Origin of the sequence: Brevibacillus borstelensis, from assembly GCF_037834415.1 — a bacterium.
GTDB lineage: Bacteria > Bacillota > Bacilli > Brevibacillales > Brevibacillaceae > Brevibacillus > Brevibacillus borstelensis_A.
In genome coordinates this window covers 46179-62159 of the sequence record NZ_JAUMSJ010000021.1, presented here as the reverse complement: position 1 = coordinate 62159, position 15981 = coordinate 46179, and the positions used below count along the sequence as shown (strand labels likewise).

Sequence of the window (15981 nt, the reverse complement as noted above, 5' to 3'; positions counted from 1 at the left end):
TGAGAGAATGACCCTCCCCTATTGAAAAGGGAAAAGCACTTCCTGTACACTATATGTATCAAATTGCAACATGGAATATTGTGATGTGTTGCGCAAAAGAGGGATTTTTCTTGACTCGTATCCTGGTGATTGCCCCTTATCAGGGGATGCGCGATGTTTTTCTCGAAGTAAAAGAGGAAATGACAAGCGGCGCTCGACTGGATGTGGAAGTTGGCGACCTGTACAAAGGTTTGGCATTGGCGAAAAGCCTTGAAGAGAACGGATATGATGTGATCATCAGCAGAGGGGCGACCGCTCGCCTGCTCCGAAAGCATTGCAATCTGCCGGTGGTGGAAGTGAAAATTTCCGGCTACGACATTCTCCGCACCCTGACGCTGGTCAAGGGCTACGCCGGCAAAGTCGGCCTGATGAGCTACTTGAACACGATCCAGGGAGCCGATGCGATCGGAACGCTCCTGGATATGAATCTGACCTTCTTTCCGATTGATCAGGAGGAAGAGATCGAGAACGGGTTGAAGCATGCGCTGGCCCAAGGCGTCCAGGTGATTATCGGCGACGTGATCTCCACGTCGATGGCCACAAGGATGGGCTTGCAGGCGATTTTGATTACTTCCGGGAAGGAAGCGGTGATGGAGTCGATTTCCGAGGCTGTTCATATGGCGTACTACACCCGGCGCGAAAAAGCGGCGCGGCAACGGTTGGAGGCGATCATCCAGCGCTTTCCGGAAGGCGTCGTTGCCGCTGACCGGGAGGGTCGCGTCTTTGCCTTTAACCAGCAGGCGGAGGAATTGTTCGGGATCAGAAGGGAGCACGCGCTCGAAAAGCAGGTTGACCAGCTTCATCCGCTGTTGAATCTGGATAATGTGCCAGATACGTCAGAGGGGTCTAGAGAGGAAATCGTCTCGTTAAATGGAGAAAAAGTGCTGCTCACCAAGCAAACGCTGCTGGTGGAAGAGTGTGAGGAAGGCGGGTTCGCAATCATTTCCCCGGCACGCCGGATCCAAAAAGCGGAGTCGCTGATTCGCCAGTCGATCACGGGCTTCGAGCACCGGGCCAGCATGCATTTCAACCAGCTTGTGGCAGGCTCGGACAAAATGAAAGAGACGCTGAAAATAGCGATGCAGGCAAGCCAAATGGAGCTGCCGGTGGTCATTTACGGCGAACCGGGCACAGGCAAGCAAAGTTTCGCCCAGGCGATCCACAATGCGGGACGGCGCAAGGATTTTCCGTTTGTCTTTATCAATTGCGAGGCCTATACGGAGGAGCAGCTATCTTTGGAGCTGTTCGGGAGCGAGGGGCCGCTGAGCAAGCGAGGGGCGTTTGAAATGGCGCATGGCGGCACGCTGTTCATCGATGCCGTCGGCAAGCTTCCGCTATCCATTCAGGCGATGCTGTTCAATGTCCTGCAGGAAAAGAAAGTAAGCCGAATCAACGGTACATCGCCGATTCCCGTCGATGTGCGGATTATTTGCGCCAACGCGCGAAACTTGAAGAGCTGCATCGAGGAAGGCAGCTTCCGCGAAGATGTTTTTCATCTGATCAACGGGTTCTCTCTTGCGATTCCGCCATTGCGCGAGCGAAAAGAAGACATCGCCGATCTGGTGCGCTGGTTCATTGCCTCCTTCAATGCCCGATCAGGCAAACAGATCGTCGGGGTGCGCCCGGAGATGCTGCATTTGCTGAAGCGGGCCGATTGGTACGGAAATATTCAGGAGTTGAAATCGGTTGTGGAGAAAATGTGCCTTGCCGCAACGGGTCCTTTCATCGAGCGAATGGAAGTGGAGCATATCATAACCGAGCTTGGCAAGACGGCAGACGCACCCTTCATGGGAAGCGGAATCGACATCAGCGGCAAAACGCTGGAGGAAATCGAGCGGGAAGTGATCTGGCGGGTGCTGGAGGAGGAGGGGCAGAACCAGTCGGAAGCGGCAAAGCGACTGGGAATCAACCGTTCGACGCTGTGGAGAAAATTAAAGCAGGCGACGAGCGAATAGACGGAAAGAAATGAAAAAGCAACGAGCAGACAGCTTGTTGCTTTTTGTTATGCCAATCGGCAGTTTTATTAAAATGTTGCAAAATGAATCGGTAAAAACGTAAATTAAGTATTGAATTTTGCAACTTATTAAGTTATTTTAATTATGCAACACATGAAGCTGTGTGAGGTGCTGAAGAGGTGATCGACTCGAACGGGTGCCATGCGGTAAAGAGGTGATTGTTTGATTGGCTAGGATAGTCGTTATCGCGGACGATTTGACCGGAGCAAACGATACGGGGGTGCAGTTTGCAAAGAAGGGCTTTCGGACCGTATCGCTGTTTGATCCGGCGGAACAGCAGAGTGGACAAGCGGCTGATGTCTGGATTATCAACGCGGAGACCAGGTCGCTTGATCCGGCGGAAGCGTATGCAAAAAGCAAGGGGCTGGCTGCGGATTTGCATCTCTCCACGATCCCATGCGTCTACAAGAAGATCGATTCTACGCTGCGGGGGAATGTGGGGATCGAAATCAACGCGCTGATGGACAGCGGTCCGTTTGATTTGGCGGCCATCATTCCGGCGTATCCGGCCAACAGCCGGACGACGATCGGCGGATATCACTTGATCAACCAGGTGTTGCTCGAAGACACCGAAATTGCCCGCGATCCCAAATCCCCTGTGAGCGAATCGCATCTGCCCACTCTTTTGAGCAAACAAGCGAATCGGGATGTGGGGCACATTGATGTAAAAACGGTTCGGAGCAATCGCGACAGGCTGATGGCCGAAATCGTGAATCAGCATGCGGCGGGCATGCGTCTGATCGTCTTTGACGCCTCCGACCAGATGGATATGCAAAGGGTGACAGAAGCGCTGCTCGCTTCGGAAATGCGCGTGCTGTGGGTCGGCTCTGCGGGGCTTGCGGATGCACTGGCCCATGAGCTTGCCTCTCGGTTGAAGTTGAAACCGCTTCAATTGGCGGAAAAAGGGGAAGGCAGTGGTAGCGGCGCTCCTGTTTTTGTGCTTGCTGGAAGTGTAAGCGCTATTACGGCGGAGCAGATTGAGGCACTGAGGGGACTGCCGAAGTTCCGCATCGTGACGGCCAATCCGCTGGCGCTTTTACAAGAAGAGAGCTTTCGCCGTGAAATAAAGCGGGTCGAAGAAGAGCTCGTAAACAGCATCGACGACCAGCTGTCGCCCGTCCTGAGCACAGACTCTACGGAAAGCATGCGAAAGGCAGTTGCGGAGTGGATGGAGCGCACGGGAGAGAGCGGTCTTGCCGTCGGCAACGCAATCGCGGACTGCCTGGGAGCGCTGGGAAAAAGCGTGCTTGCCAAGCGCGAAGTGAGCGGGTTTGTCCTCACGGGAGGAGATATTGCCTACCGGACCTGCCTGCATCTCGGCGTAGAAGCGCTGCAAATCGTAAGTGAAGTGGAAGAGGGCATTCCGCTTTCCGTCATCATCGGCGGTTTGGCGGACAAGCTTCCTGTCGTAACCAAGGCAGGAGCATTCGGCAATCGTTTTTCCTTGGCGCATGCCGTGGAGAAAATACACAAATACGAGTTTGGTAGAGGGGGAATCGAAAAATGAAAAAAGTTCTTGGCACGCTGGTTGTCTCGACAATGGTTCTGCTGTCCGCATGCGGAGGCGGCGGAGGCGGGCAGGCAAACCCTGCCGACAGCGGCAATGCCGGAGGGCAGCAGCCAGCAGCTTCGGGTGGAGCTGTAACCTTGAAAGCAGGCCATACGCTGGCCGACACTTCGCACTACCAAAAAGGATTGGAGAAGTTCAAGGAACTGGTAGAGAGCAAAACCAACGGCTCCGTCAAAATTGAAACCTTCCCGAACGGGGCGCTTGGCGGAGAGCGCGACATGATCGAGGGTCTGAATGTAGGCTCCATCGACATGGTCCTTTCGTCGACTGGTCCGATGAGCGGGTTTGTTCAGGAAGTCACGGTCGTGGACCTGCCGTTCCTGTTCCGTGACGCAGACCATGCCCACAAAGTGATGGATGGCGAAGTCGGAACCGATTTGCTGGGGAAGGTTGAAAGCAGCATGGGCGTGAAAGCGCTCGCCTGGTGGGAAAACGGTTTTCGCCACGCCACCAACAACGCCCATCCGGTCAATAAGCCCGAGGATTTGAAAGGCTTCAAGATTCGTACGATGGAAAACGACATTCACATGGATTCCTTCAAGGCGATGGGAGCGCAGCCGACGCCGATGGCCTTCACCGAGCTGTTCACGGCGCTGCAGCAGGGAACGATTGATGCGGAGGAGAACCCGATTCCGGTGATCATGACCTCCCGTTTCTATGAAGTGCAAAAGCACCTGTCTCTGACTCGACACTTCTATTCTCCTTCGATCCTGATGATGTCGCAGGCAAAATTCGCTTCGCTTTCGCCGGAACAGCAAAAAGCGATTGAAGAAGCTGCTCTGGAAGCGGGCAAATTCGAGCGCGAAACCGTTGCCGAGATGGAGAAGCAGTACTTAGGCGAGCTGAAGTCCAAAGGCATGGAGATCGTGGAAAATCCGGACTTGCAGCCGTTTATTGAAGCGGTGAAACCCGTTTACGAAAAATACGAACCGCAATTCGGCAAAGAGCTGATTGAAAAAATTCGCAATACTCAGTAAGGTCTTGAGATTGATGGCGGCGGATAGGGGGGACCTATCCGCCGATTCATAAGGTGGGGTGAAGTCTTTTGCAGGCAATAGTAAAAGCGATTGACGGTGTGAACAAGCTGTTGCGTTACGCAGTTGCATTGCTTCTGGCCGTGATGACGGCACTGATCGTGTACCAGGTGGTTGCGCGGATGCTGAGCGGTTATATCAATATCGACATCCCCCGTTGGACGGAGGAGCTCGCTCGCTATGCGATGATTTGGCTTGTGTTGATTGGAACATCTCTGGCTGTTCGCTATAGCGCATTGATTGGCGTGGAGGCGATCGCTGAACGCCTGCCCGCTCATTTGCAAAAGGTGCTTCGTATCATTGTTTTGCTCGTTTCGATGGCCTTTTTTGTCGTCTTGATCGTATACGGATTTCAAATGCTTGCCCATGTAGGAAAACAGCTTTCCCCAGGTCTGAAAATCCCCATGACCATTCCGTACGCATCGCTGCCGATTGGCGGACTGTTCATGTTGCTAAATTCCATTGCGGTTCTGATCGAGGTCGTCACTGGAAAAATGAACCGCGAGTTTTTCAAAGGAGCTGAATAACGATGGCAGCTGTCATGATGATCTCGCTGTTGGTGCTGCTCCTTTTGAGCGTACCGGTCGCTCTATCCATCGGCCTCGCTTCCACTGCCGCCTTTATGAGCGACGGAACGATGCCGCTCATCGTTTTGATCCAGCGGATGTTTGCCGCACTTGACTCCTTCCCGCTGATGGCGATTCCCTTTTTCATCCTCGCCGGTTCGCTGATGGAGTCGGGAGGCATTTCCCGCCGTCTCGTCAACTTTGCCAATTCGCTTGCTGGAGGAATGACTGGGGGCCTGGCGGTTGTGACGGTCGTGACAGCGATGTTTTTTTCCGCGATTTCCGGCTCCAGCGCGGCAACAACAGCAGCGATCGGTTCGATCCTGATTCCGGCGATGGTGAAGAAGGGATACGACATCCGCTTTGCCGGAGCGACACAGGCTGTGTCCGGAGAGCTGGGCGTCATCATTCCTCCGTCCATTCCGATGATCCTGTTCGGGATTTCCGCCGGGGTGTCCATCGGCGATCTGTTTATCGCCGGGTTCCTTCCGGGCATTATGATCGGCGGCTCGCTCATCCTCGTATGCTGGTACATTTCCAAGCGGCGCGGCTACAAAGGCGAGACGGGCATCACCTGGGGGCATCGCTGGCAAACGTTCAAAGAAGCGCTGCTTGCCCTGTTGATGCCGGTCATTATTCTGGGCGGAATCTACGGCGGGTTCTTTACGCCGACGGAAGCGGCGGTGGTCGCGGTGCTGTATGCGTTGATCGTCGGGGTGTTCGTGTACCGCGAAGTAAAGTGGAAGGAATTGGTTGAGATTTTCTCCAAGTCGGCGATTACGACGTCGATTATCATGATCATCATTTCCGCGGCGGGAATGTTCGGATGGATTTTGACGCGCGAACAGGTGCCGCAAAAAATTGCCGCCGCGTTTACCGCCTTTTCCGACAATCCGATTATCTTCCTGGCCTTGATCAATCTGCTGCTGCTGTTTGTCGGCATGTTCTTTGAAACGTCCGCTTCCATCATCATCCTGGCGCCGTTGTTGACACCGATTGCCGTACAGCTCGGTATCGATCCGGTACACTTCGGCATGATCATGATCGTCAACCTGGCGATGGGGATGGTAACGCCGCCGGTGGGAGTGAACCTGTTTGTGGCCTGCCAGATCGCCGGGATCAAGCTGGAGGAGCTGACGAAAGCGCTCATTCCGTTCTTTATCATGCTGATCGTCGATATTCTGATCATCACCTATGTACCGGCGATCTCCACTTGGCTGCCGAGCTTGTTGAAATAACGACGTAAGTTCAATACGGGAGGGGCATTATCGTACCATGAACTTTCCAAAAATGATCAAAATCAGACAGCGATTCAGCGGACCGGCTGTGGCAGACATCGACCGGACCGTCAGCGAACAGTTCGACCGTGTAGGGCTGGACAAGCAAGTCAAGCCGGGAATGCAGGTAGCCATCACAGCGGGCAGCCGGGGGATTGCCAACATCCACCTGATCATCCGGGCAGTCGTCCGTAAGCTCAAACAGATGGGAGCCGAGCCGTTTATCGTACCCACAATGGGCAGCCATGGAGGAGCAACGGCAGAAGGCCAGGTGGAAGTGCTGGAGAGCCTGGGGATTACGGAGGACTTTTGCGGCGCGCCGATCCGGTCTTCGATGGAAGTGGAGCAGGTGGGCCAGACAGAAGAGGGGATGCCGGTATATGTAGACAAGAACGCCCTCGCTGCGGACGGGATCATCCTGATGGGACGAGTCAAGGTGCATACCGACTTCAAATCGCCGATCGGCATTGAAAGCGGATTGATGAAAATGGCCGCCATCGGGCTTGGCAAGCACAAGCAGGCCTTGCTGATCCACAGCCACGGGGTGACAGGCATCCGCGACATTATGCCCAAAGTGGCGCGGGTCATGCTGGCCCATACAAAGATTCTTTGCGGCATTGCCATTGTGGAAAATGCATTCGAACAGACAGCGCTGATCGAAGCAATCCCGACTGCTCGGATTGAAGCCAGGGAGCGGGAGCTTTTGGCAGAATCGGCAGCATTGATGCCCAAATTGCCGGCTGAAGAGATCGACATTCTGATCGTGGATGAAGTAGGCAAGAACTACAGCGGTACGGGAATGGACACGAATATCATCGGCAGGCTGCGAATTCAGGGGACGCCTGAACCCCAGTCGCCGCGCATTAAATACATCATCGCCAGCGATCTTTCCGAGGCGTCGCATGGCAACGGACTTGGCATCGGTCTGGCTGATCTGACCACGCAGCGTTTTTTTGACAAGCTCGACTTCAAAGCGATGAATGAGAATGTCATCACGAGCACCTTCCTTGCCCGGGCGAGCATTCCGATCGTGCTCGAAAGCGACCGGGCGGCGATAACTGCAGCGCTGCGCGCCAACTGGGGCGTGGAGCCGGAAAAAGCCCGCATCATGCGGATTCCGAGTACACTACATCTGGAGTACCTCTACGTATCGGAAGTGCTGCTGCCGGAAGTCGCCGAATTGCCGCATGTGGAAGTGGTGGGAGAACTGGCGGAGCTGGAGTTTGACGAGCAGGGGTACCTGCCAAAAATGCTGCATCATCCGTAAGATCATTCCAAAGAAAGAGAGGAGTGTGCGCCATGCAAGCACAGACTGGAAAAGGTTCAACTGTGTACGGAAACTATATTGACGGGAAATGGCAAGCAAGCGGCGATACGTTTGCCGTGATGAACAAATACACGGGAGAAGAGCTTGCCCGTGTCAGCAAAGCGTCAAAGGAAGATGTGGAGAAAGCGGTAACCAATGCTCTTCATACCTTTCAAACGAAAAAGCTGAGCCCGGTGGAACGCTATAAAATTCTCATGCGCGCGGCGGACATCATCAAAGAGCGCAAGCAGGAGCTGGCCCTGATCCTGGTCGCGGAAGTAGGCAAGGTCCTCAAAGACGCGCGGGGAGAGATCGATCGCGGCATTCAGACGTTGATCGCTTCTGCGGAGGAAGCGAAGCGAATCGCTGGGCAAGGCGTACCGCTCGGCCAGCCGGGAAATGAAAGCAAGATGGCCTTTACCGTACGGGTACCGGTGGGGGTGATCGGAGCTATCACTCCGTTCAATTTCCCGTTCAATCTGACCGTGCACAAAGTCGGCCCGGCGCTTGCGGCGGGCAATACAGTCGTGCTGAAACCGGCGGAAATGACGCCGATCATCGCCTTGAAGCTGGCGGAAATTCTGGAAGAAGCGGGACTCCCGGCGGGCTTCCTCAACGTGGTGAATGGATTTGGTCCGGAAACAGGCCAATATTTGCTGGAAGACGAGCGCATCGCGATGTTTACCTTTACCGGAAGCCCCGGCGTAGGACGCCACATCAAGAGCGCGACGGGAATTCGCAGGGTCACGCTGGAGCTGGGCAACAACTCGCCCAACATCGTGCACCGGGATGCGCCAGACCTTGGGCAGGCAGCCGAATTGTGCGTCACTCGCGGCTTTTCCAACGCCGGGCAAGCCTGCATATCCGTGCAGCGCGTCTACGTTCACCGCGACGTGTACGAAAGCTTCGTGGAGCGGGCGGTCAAGGTCGCTCAATCGCTCAGGGTGGGTGATCCGACCGATCCGGCGACAGATGTCGGTCCGATGATCTCGGAAAAAGAGGCGAAAAGGGCAGAGGCGTGGATCAGCGAAGCCATCGAGCAAGGGGCAAAGGCTGCATGCGGGGGCAGGCGGGAAGGAGCGATTCTCTACCCGACCGTGCTGGTGAATGTAACGCCTGAGATGAAAGTAGTTTGCCAGGAGGTATTTGCTCCAGTAATCAGCATCATTCCGTTCGACGACATCGAGGATGCATTCCGCCAGGCAAACGACAGCAGACTTGGACTGCAGGTCGGCCTGTTTACATCCAATCTGCAGCTGGCGATGCGCGCTGTCCATGAACTGGAGTTCGGCGGAGTCATTATCAACGACGTATCCACATTCCGTGCTGACGTGATGCCCTACGGCGGAGTGAAAGACAGCGGCATTGGCAAGGAGGGCCCGCGCTGGGCAGTGGAGGAAATGACGGAAGAGCGGGTTGTCGTGATCAATCTGTCTTAATCGGAAGGGAAGAGGAGAGAAGCGGATATGAGACATACATGGGAGTTCTTTTCTACAGAGCGGATCGTATACGGGAATGGCTCGATTCGCGAGCTGGACAAGATTTTGCAGCGGATCAAAGCGAAAAATGTTTTTTTGATCACAGACCCCGGCATCAAGGGGGCGGGGATCTCCGATAAAGTACTCCGTCTGCTGGAAGAAGCGAAGTATCGGGTGGTCGTTTACGATCAGGCTGTACCGGAACCGCCGATCCAAACGGCGATCGATTGCTATGAATTTGCCAAGGCGCATATGGATACGGACGCGATTATCGGTCTGGGCGGCGGGAGCAGCATCGACTTGGCCAAAGTGGTAGCGCTGCTGATGGCCCATGGCGGACATCCGTCCGATTACTTTGGCGAGCACCGTGTGCCCGGCCCCATCGCTCCATTGATCGCGATCCCGACTACAGCGGGCACCGGTTCGGAAGTGACTTCCGTTGCTGTATTGGCTGACTTGGAAAACAATCTGAAAATCGGCATTTCGGACAACTATTTGCGCCCGGCGGTAGCCTTGCTCGACCCCGAGCTGACCGTCGGCCTGCCTCCGTACGTGACCGCCTGCTCTGGCATCGACGCGCTTTCTCATGCAATCGAAGCGTATACGGCGAAGGATTTTCGCTACATTCAGGCGGAAGGCGAACTGCTTTTCCAAGGATCATTGCCGCTTGCCGACGCGCTGGCGTATAAAGCCATCGAACTGATCGCAAAAAATCTCGTCCTGGCGGTTCAGCAAGGCAGCAATCTGGAGGCACGTGGAAATATGCTGCTCGGCAGCCTGCTTGCCGGCATGGCCTTCTCCAATGCGGGAACGGCGGCTGCCCACGCGCTGGCATACCCGATCGGGGGGGTGGTCAAGTCGCCGCACGGGGAAGTAACCGGATTGCTTCTGCCTTATGTCATGGCCTACAATACCGCCGTTGAACAGGAAAAAATGGCCAAAATCGCGCTGGCGTTCGGGGTGAACCCGGCAGGCAAGACAGAGAAGGAGCTGGCGGAGATGGCATGGCAGGAGGTGTTCAAGCTGGTCGAAGCGATCGGCTTGCCGACCCGCCTTTCGCAAATCGGCATCCAAGAAGAAGATTTGGCCGAGATCGCCAGCACATCGCTCGAGATCAACCGGCTGATCCGCAACAACCCGCGCGTGCCGAGCCAGAAAAGCCTGGAAGAGCTTCTGCGCAAAGCGCTGTAACGGACTTTGAAAAGAAAGGAGGAAAAGCGGCTATGACGATCAACAACAAACCGATCATCGCCATCACGATGGGGGATGCTGCCGGGGTAGGTCCGGAAATCATCATGAAGGCGCTCCGGGATCGAGCGATTTACGACGCGTGCCGTCCATTCGTGATCGGCGACGCGAAAATGCTGGAGCGTGTCAAAGAAATCGTAAGCTCCGACCTCATCGTGCGACCGATTTCATCCGTAGAGGAAGCAGTGTTTGCCCCAGGTATCGTCGAATGTCTGGATTTGGATTTGCTGCCTGCAGATCTCCCGTTTGGAGTTGTTTCGGCGGAGGCGGGGAACGCTGCTTTCCGCTATTTGGAAAAGGCGATTGCGCTTGCAAGCGACAAACAGATCGATGCGATATGCACGGCGCCGTTGAACAAGGAGGCGCTGCACAAGGGCGGCAACCTCTATCCGGGGCATACGGAAATTCTCGCCAAGCTGACCGGCACGGAGGACTACTCGATGATGCTCTCGGCACCGAAGCTGAAAGTGATTCACGTCACCACGCACATCGGACTGATCGACGCGGTGAAGAAGATCAATCCGGAACGCGTCTACAAGGTGATCAAGCTGGCGCATGAGACGCTGCAAAAAGCAGGCTATGCCCAGCCGCGAATCTGTGTCTGCGGCATCAACCCGCATGCGGGAGAGAACGGCTTGTTCGGCTACGGCGAGGAGGAGGAAAAAATCGTTCCCGCCGTGGAGAAGGCGCAGCAGGAAGGCATCCAGGCAGTGGGACCGCTGCCTGCGGATACGCTGTTTTTCCGTACCGTGCGCGGCGATTTCGACATCGTCGTGGCGATGTATCACGATCAAGGCCATGGACCGGTCAAGGTGCTTGGATTGGAAGCAGGTGTGAATATTACAGTCGGCTTGCCGATTATCCGTACGAGCGTGGATCACGGGACTGCCTTTGACATCGCCGGAAAAGGCATCGCCGACGAGCTCAGTTTAAAGGAAGCGATTCGCCAGGCGGTCGAATTGGCCCCGAGGGGCGTGTAAAGCGATACAGCAGATGATGCGCCAGATACAGCAAATGAGACAGCAGTCGAGACGGCACTGCTGTCTCTTTCCATACCGGAGGTGTAAAGCACTGTGAGAGACAAAATTGCGTGCGAGGGTTGTCCGGGAACGGCTGCTGCAGACCGTAAGCAGCGAGGCTACTCGCAGCGGAAGCGATCTCAACTGGCTATTCTGTTCTTTATGTCCGGACAGACAAGAGTCCAAAAACTGTTTGATCGCTTAGTGAGCAGGCTGATAGTTGTTTGTACCGTAGACAACTGTTAAAAAAGCGGTGGTGCACAGGAAAATTACAGAAGCCATCAGCAAAAGTCCGACATTTTTGCGATTATCAAGCGGGAAGAAATAAAGGGTCCCTTTGATGACGCCGAACAGGAGGATGGCGGTAGTCGCCAGAAACACTTGTACGAGTAGCGCAGAAAGAGCTTTATATAAGAAAAGGATGAACATCCCGTTTATTACGATTGTGATATAAACAATCGGGGTCAATTTGAAAGTGCTCGCTTTATTTGCAGGTGACTGCTTTCCGTCGTCGGACCGGTAAACAGGCGGAGTTTCAGGGGGGCGGCTCTTCAACATCTCTCCGCAAAGATCGCATGTCAGGGCTTGGCTGCTGGTCTCCTTGGAACAGTTCGGACATAATCTCGCATTGCTCAATTGGCTCCCTCCTAACATGTACAAGAGCAAGGCGCTCCCGCCTATTCATTCATGCTTCGTTGCAAGTGGACAAACACAAGCAAGGGGCGAAAATTCGGCTATTCGATTCCGTACCGGGAAAGTGCTTTTGCCGCGGACTCGCACATCCGCCGCTGCAGACGTTCCCCTTGGATGACGCGGACCCGCTTGCCCAGGAAGCGAATCTTGGACAAAATATACTCGCCGTCGTCAGCCAGAAAAGTGAGCGTAATCCGGTAGGTATTCGTCTGATCCACATACTCCACCTTCTTTTCGAAGCAGGAGAAGGCGTACAATATTCTCGACAGCTCCCGGTTGTACAAGCGGACGACCTCGATGACAGCCGTCTCCTTGCGTCCCTTTAGAGTGGCCTCGATTTTCGCTCTGATCGCTGCCGCCTCGTGTCGTTCGAGCGGCTGCTCACTTACGGAAACAATACTTTGCAGTCTGGTCGCCATGTAGGCTTGATGGCGGAAATGATACCAGAGCAGATACCATTCCTTTTTGACCATCGAATACTCCAGCTTGTAAGGGAGGCCCATGTGCCCAGTGTTCACCCGGCCGTTTTTCGTCCGGTATGTGATACGAATCCCCTGGCCCTTCGCCAGAATACGGCGAAGCAGCCTGAGGAGCGGGTGGTAGACGTGCCGCTCCCTGCTTTTTGCCTTTTCTCCAAGGCTTTCCGTGAACGGAACCGTCTCTGCCGGTTCCAGCAAGGAGCGCAATTTATTCAGTGTTTCCGTCGTAAATGCCGCTTCTGCCGCCGGGTGGGCGAGCATGGTTTTCAACCAGGATCGCTCATGTGCGGTGATCGTAAACGTTCCGCAATCATCCAGACGGGAAATGAGCTGATAGTTAAATATTTTCTCGAACAGGTTCATAGTAGGACTGAATCTCCTTCCACTCCGCAATAAACTCACGCCGCAACCGCGCTGGCTCGAGAACCTCGCAGCTCGAACCAAAGCTGCGGAGCCAGGGCTTGATTTCCGTTGTCCCGTTTACCGTGATCTCGTAAATAAACCATTCATCGTTTTCTTCGGTAATCGTTCCCCATTGTCCCTGGAGCAGGACCCGCTCCTTTACGAAATCCGGCTGCTGTTTGTCCGGGCGGAAAAACCGGACCCTGACCTTCACCGGCGCTCCCGTGTCGACTAGCCAGCTCAAGCGTGTCCTTGCCTCCAGCTCAGCGAGCTTTTGAGCGAGCTCCTCTTCCGTCACCGCTTCGCTCTGCTCGATCTGCGTCAGTCCTTCCACCCTGTATTTCATGATCCCCTGGCGGTAGTTGTTTCCCAGAAGGTACCACCGGCCGTATTGATGGTCATACACCACCTTTAATGGAAGGACGTGTTCTTCTCTGCCTTCCGTTTCCCGTTCAAACAGGGGATTCGTATTTTGGGAAGCATAGCTTTTCCCCGTTTTTGGCGAAAAGTAAAGAAACCTGACTTTCCGGCGGAGGCGGATTGCCTGGAACAGGAAAAATAAATGCGCCTCGTCCAAAATGCGGGAGTAGTAGTGATATTTGTACAAAAACGGATCGTCGACAGCCGAAGCCAGCTCTTTTTGTTTCAGCGCTTTCTTCAAGCTGTCCCGGAGCAGATAGATCCCTGTACGGAAGGAACCTGCGTGTTTGCCATTACGTCCACAAAGTCATACAGATCCAGCAGTTCCTCGTCCGAAAGCTGCGTTACCAGATCGTTGTGAATCCGATAACGGTAGGGCCGTCCGCCAGCCGCTCTTTTGATCGCGCCGACCTGCTCCAAATATTTCAGATCGGAGCGAATCGTTTTTTCGTCGGGAAGGGGGACATCGGCAGGCAGTTCATCGCAGCAAACGTCCATCAGCTCGGCCGCCGTCAATGGCCGCTTTTCCAGAGCAGCGACGATCAGCGACAGCCGGTGGCTTTCCGATTCTTTCAGCGACTTGGCCCTGTACAAAAACAAGAGGATCGGGTCCGAAGATTCGTAGTAGCTGAAGCGGAGCATATCCGCGAATTCGGTTCCCTGCTTTTCCAGAAGCTGTGCATGCATCGTCTGCACGATTTCTTTCAGCCGCCGAATCGTCTTGTCGAAGGTATGGACGGAGATGCCCAGGCGCTCCGCAAATTGTTGGCGGTTGTAGGCGCCGCTCGTGAGCACCAGCATTCGCAGGAATTGGATTTCTTTATCAAAGCTCTCTTTAGCCATGGCCATACCCCGTTTCCGCGTATTCGTCCTTCCTAATTTTATCAAACAGCGAAAAATGGTCAAAATGGAAAAGTTTCTCTCATGTCGTAATACTTTTGCCATGTTCGCCGGTATGAAAATACGCGATGATGAAGGTGAGAGGCCGAGGCCGAACGGCAGCACTCGCCAAGATCATTGAGGCGCTTGGATGGGTTGCTTCACAGCAACTGTTCGGCCATGGACGTTTGAGTCCGAGGCTTTTTGCGCATCACCAGCGGCTCCGCCGGAAAGCATCCGGAAGCCGCGACTATCTACCTTTCCAAAGGGAGGCTCTCGTATGGCTATTGTCCAATTGAAGTCTACGAACCCGCAGTTTTCTTTTCTCATCAAAAAGAACCCGGAGTCCGGCGTCTTGCTGCGGTCGATCCGCAAGGGGATGGCGTACGGCTGGTACACGGATTTCTCCACGTTCAATGTTTATTTCAAGGACGCGGACAATGACATTTCCTATAAACAGCATGAGCAGGAACAATTCGAGTATTTGAATGTATCGCGGTACAATACGCCGCTGTTTCCGTTAAACGCGATCAACGAGTTTTTTTCTGCCCCGCTAAAAACCCGTGACGAGCGGGATACGGAGGGCTACGAGCATGTCTTTTACATCCATATGATCCATATGGAAAAGCTGCGGTACGTTGAATTTTTTGCCAAGCATCTCAAGGAGTTTACGTTTGCTGTCGAGCATCGGGCGCATAAAAGCTGGGCGCTGACGATCACTACGCGAAAAAGCCTGCATCATCTGCTTCATGCAGCAAGCGTGCTGTGCCTGTTTTTGTCCATGTTTGGCGACGAATATATCGATATTTCCGAGAACATTCTGGATAAATACACGAGGAGCGTAAACCTGATGGACGCGCCGTTTTATATTCGCAGCCTGTTTGTCAGAAACTTCCTGTCCTCGCGGGACCGCTTTCAAAAATACAGGGCGGAGCTGGAGAAAACAAGTCGCTACGACATCCGCTTCGCGTTTGGAAGCACGGCGCTGCAACGCCGGAGCTACATCGAAGGACTGCTGCCCTTCAACAAGTCGATTGTCGATGTAGGCTGCGGGGAAGGGTTTTATGCGCTGCGGTTCGCCGGGAAGATGGAAGCCAGTTATTTTGCGATCGATACGGATGAGGAAGTGCTCGAATCGCTAAAGCGCAAGGCCCAGGCAAAGGAGATCGAGAACATCGCCGCATTTCGCTCGATTGACCGTTTTCTGGAGGTGTACAACGGAGAGAGGGTTGACGTCATCCTGACAGAGGTCATCGAGCATATGAGCGAGGATGAAGCCGGGAAACTGATTCGGTCTATATGCAGCCATATCGATTTTGAGCATTTTCTGATCACGACGCCCAACGCTGACTTCAACCCGTTTTACGAGCTGGATGGATTTCGGCATGACGATCACAAGTGGGAGATGGGAGAAGCGGCGTTTCGAGAGTGGTTCACGGATGTGATCAAAGGAGCGGGTGCCGAGATGGACACGGAATTTGTATGCATCGGTGACGCAGTCAACAACATACACACGACGCAAGGCGTCATTCTCAAGAGAAAGGGGGCTTGAACCC

General features: G+C 54.3%; 12 protein-coding genes and 1 pseudogene. 10 read left to right on the top strand and 3 right to left on the bottom strand.

Features of this window, described 5'->3' with window-relative positions; translation table 11 throughout:
* Positions 1 to 110: 110 nt before the first annotated feature.
* The 9 genes from Q3F21_RS16925 to pdxA all read left to right on the top strand — a co-directional run bounded on the left by Q3F21_RS16925 (position 111) and on the right by pdxA (position 11513).
* Positions 111 to 1994 (top strand): PrpR N-terminal domain-containing protein, encoded by a 1884-nt coding sequence (locus Q3F21_RS16925; protein ID WP_340255412.1) that lies wholly within the window; start codon positions 111 to 113, stop codon positions 1992 to 1994.
* A gap of 226 nt (positions 1995 to 2220) precedes the next feature.
* Complete coding sequence (locus Q3F21_RS16920; protein WP_340255409.1) at positions 2221 to 3561, top strand: four-carbon acid sugar kinase family protein; 1341 nt, start codon at positions 2221 to 2223, stop codon at positions 3559 to 3561.
* Entirely contained in the window at positions 3558 to 4601 is a 1044-nt protein-coding gene (locus Q3F21_RS16915) for a TRAP transporter substrate-binding protein (protein ID WP_340255406.1), read from the top strand. The genes Q3F21_RS16920 and Q3F21_RS16915 overlap by 4 nt, the downstream gene beginning before the upstream one ends.
* 68 nt (positions 4602 to 4669) lie before the next feature.
* Positions 4670 to 5185: a TRAP transporter small permease gene (locus Q3F21_RS16910; protein ID WP_340255403.1), complete on the top strand. Its 516-nt coding sequence runs from the start codon at positions 4670 to 4672 to the stop codon at positions 5183 to 5185.
* Positions 5186 to 5187: 2 nt separating this feature from the next.
* Positions 5188 to 6462 carry a TRAP transporter large permease subunit gene (locus tag Q3F21_RS16905; protein ID WP_340255400.1) on the top strand — a complete coding sequence of 425 codons (1275 nt, stop codon included), beginning with the start codon at positions 5188 to 5190 and terminating at the stop codon, positions 6460 to 6462.
* A gap of 37 nt (positions 6463 to 6499) precedes the next feature.
* Positions 6500 to 7768: a lactate racemase domain-containing protein gene (locus Q3F21_RS16900; RefSeq protein WP_340255397.1), complete on the top strand. Its 1269-nt coding sequence runs from the start codon at positions 6500 to 6502 to the stop codon at positions 7766 to 7768.
* Between the two features lie 32 nt (positions 7769 to 7800).
* A complete protein-coding gene (locus Q3F21_RS16895; protein ID WP_340255394.1) occupies positions 7801 to 9246 on the top strand; it encodes an aldehyde dehydrogenase family protein in 1446 nt (481 codons plus the stop codon).
* Positions 9247 to 9273: 27 nt separating this feature from the next.
* On the top strand, positions 9274 to 10476 hold the full coding sequence (locus Q3F21_RS16890; protein WP_340255391.1) for a hydroxyacid-oxoacid transhydrogenase: 1203 nt from the start codon (positions 9274 to 9276) through the stop codon (positions 10474 to 10476).
* A gap of 32 nt (positions 10477 to 10508) precedes the next feature.
* Entirely contained in the window at positions 10509 to 11513 is a 1005-nt protein-coding gene (pdxA, locus tag Q3F21_RS16885; protein ID WP_340255388.1) for a 4-hydroxythreonine-4-phosphate dehydrogenase PdxA, read from the top strand.
* Between the two features lie 240 nt (positions 11514 to 11753).
* On the opposite strand, the gene Q3F21_RS16880 is transcribed toward pdxA, so the two are convergent.
* From Q3F21_RS16880 to Q3F21_RS16870, 3 genes and pseudogenes are all read right to left on the bottom strand, one after another.
* The gene (locus Q3F21_RS16880) at positions 11754 to 12188 is read right to left on the bottom strand and encodes a hypothetical protein (RefSeq protein ID WP_340255385.1); all 435 of its coding nucleotides are present in this window, start codon (positions 12186 to 12188) and stop codon (positions 11754 to 11756) included.
* Positions 12189 to 12286: 98 nt separating this feature from the next.
* Positions 12287 to 13087 (bottom strand): WYL domain-containing protein, encoded by an 801-nt coding sequence (locus Q3F21_RS16875; protein ID WP_340255382.1) that lies wholly within the window; start codon positions 13085 to 13087, stop codon positions 12287 to 12289.
* A pseudogene (locus Q3F21_RS16870) lies at positions 13062 to 14389 on the bottom strand (helix-turn-helix transcriptional regulator). Before Q3F21_RS16870 ends, Q3F21_RS16875 begins: the two are co-directional and overlap by 26 nt.
* Positions 14390 to 14705: 316 nt before the next feature.
* Here Q3F21_RS16870 and Q3F21_RS16865 point away from each other — a divergent pair.
* Complete coding sequence (locus Q3F21_RS16865; RefSeq protein WP_340255379.1) at positions 14706 to 15977, top strand: class I SAM-dependent methyltransferase; 1272 nt, start codon at positions 14706 to 14708, stop codon at positions 15975 to 15977.
* Positions 15978 to 15981 lie beyond the last annotated feature (4 nt).

Excerpts from the sequence above, each read along its gene's own strand:
- Q3F21_RS16915 (WP_340255406.1), top strand. The coding sequence starts at position 3,558 with ATGAAAAAAGTTCTTGGCACGCTGGTTGTCTCGACAATGGTTCTGCTG.
- Q3F21_RS16905 (WP_340255400.1), top strand. The coding sequence starts at position 5,188 with ATGGCAGCTGTCATGATGATCTCGCTGTTGGTGCTGCTCCTTTTGAGC.
- Q3F21_RS16900 (WP_340255397.1), top strand. The coding sequence starts at position 6,500 with ATGAACTTTCCAAAAATGATCAAAATCAGACAGCGATTCAGCGGACCG.
- Q3F21_RS16895 (WP_340255394.1), top strand. The coding sequence starts at position 7,801 with ATGCAAGCACAGACTGGAAAAGGTTCAACTGTGTACGGAAACTATATT.
- Q3F21_RS16890 (WP_340255391.1), top strand. The coding sequence starts at position 9,274 with ATGAGACATACATGGGAGTTCTTTTCTACAGAGCGGATCGTATACGGG.
- pdxA (WP_340255388.1), top strand. The coding sequence starts at position 10,509 with ATGACGATCAACAACAAACCGATCATCGCCATCACGATGGGGGATGCT.
- Q3F21_RS16875 (WP_340255382.1), bottom strand. The coding sequence starts at position 13,087 with ATGAACCTGTTCGAGAAAATATTTAACTATCAGCTCATTTCCCGTCTG.
- Q3F21_RS16865 (WP_340255379.1), top strand. The coding sequence starts at position 14,706 with ATGGCTATTGTCCAATTGAAGTCTACGAACCCGCAGTTTTCTTTTCTC.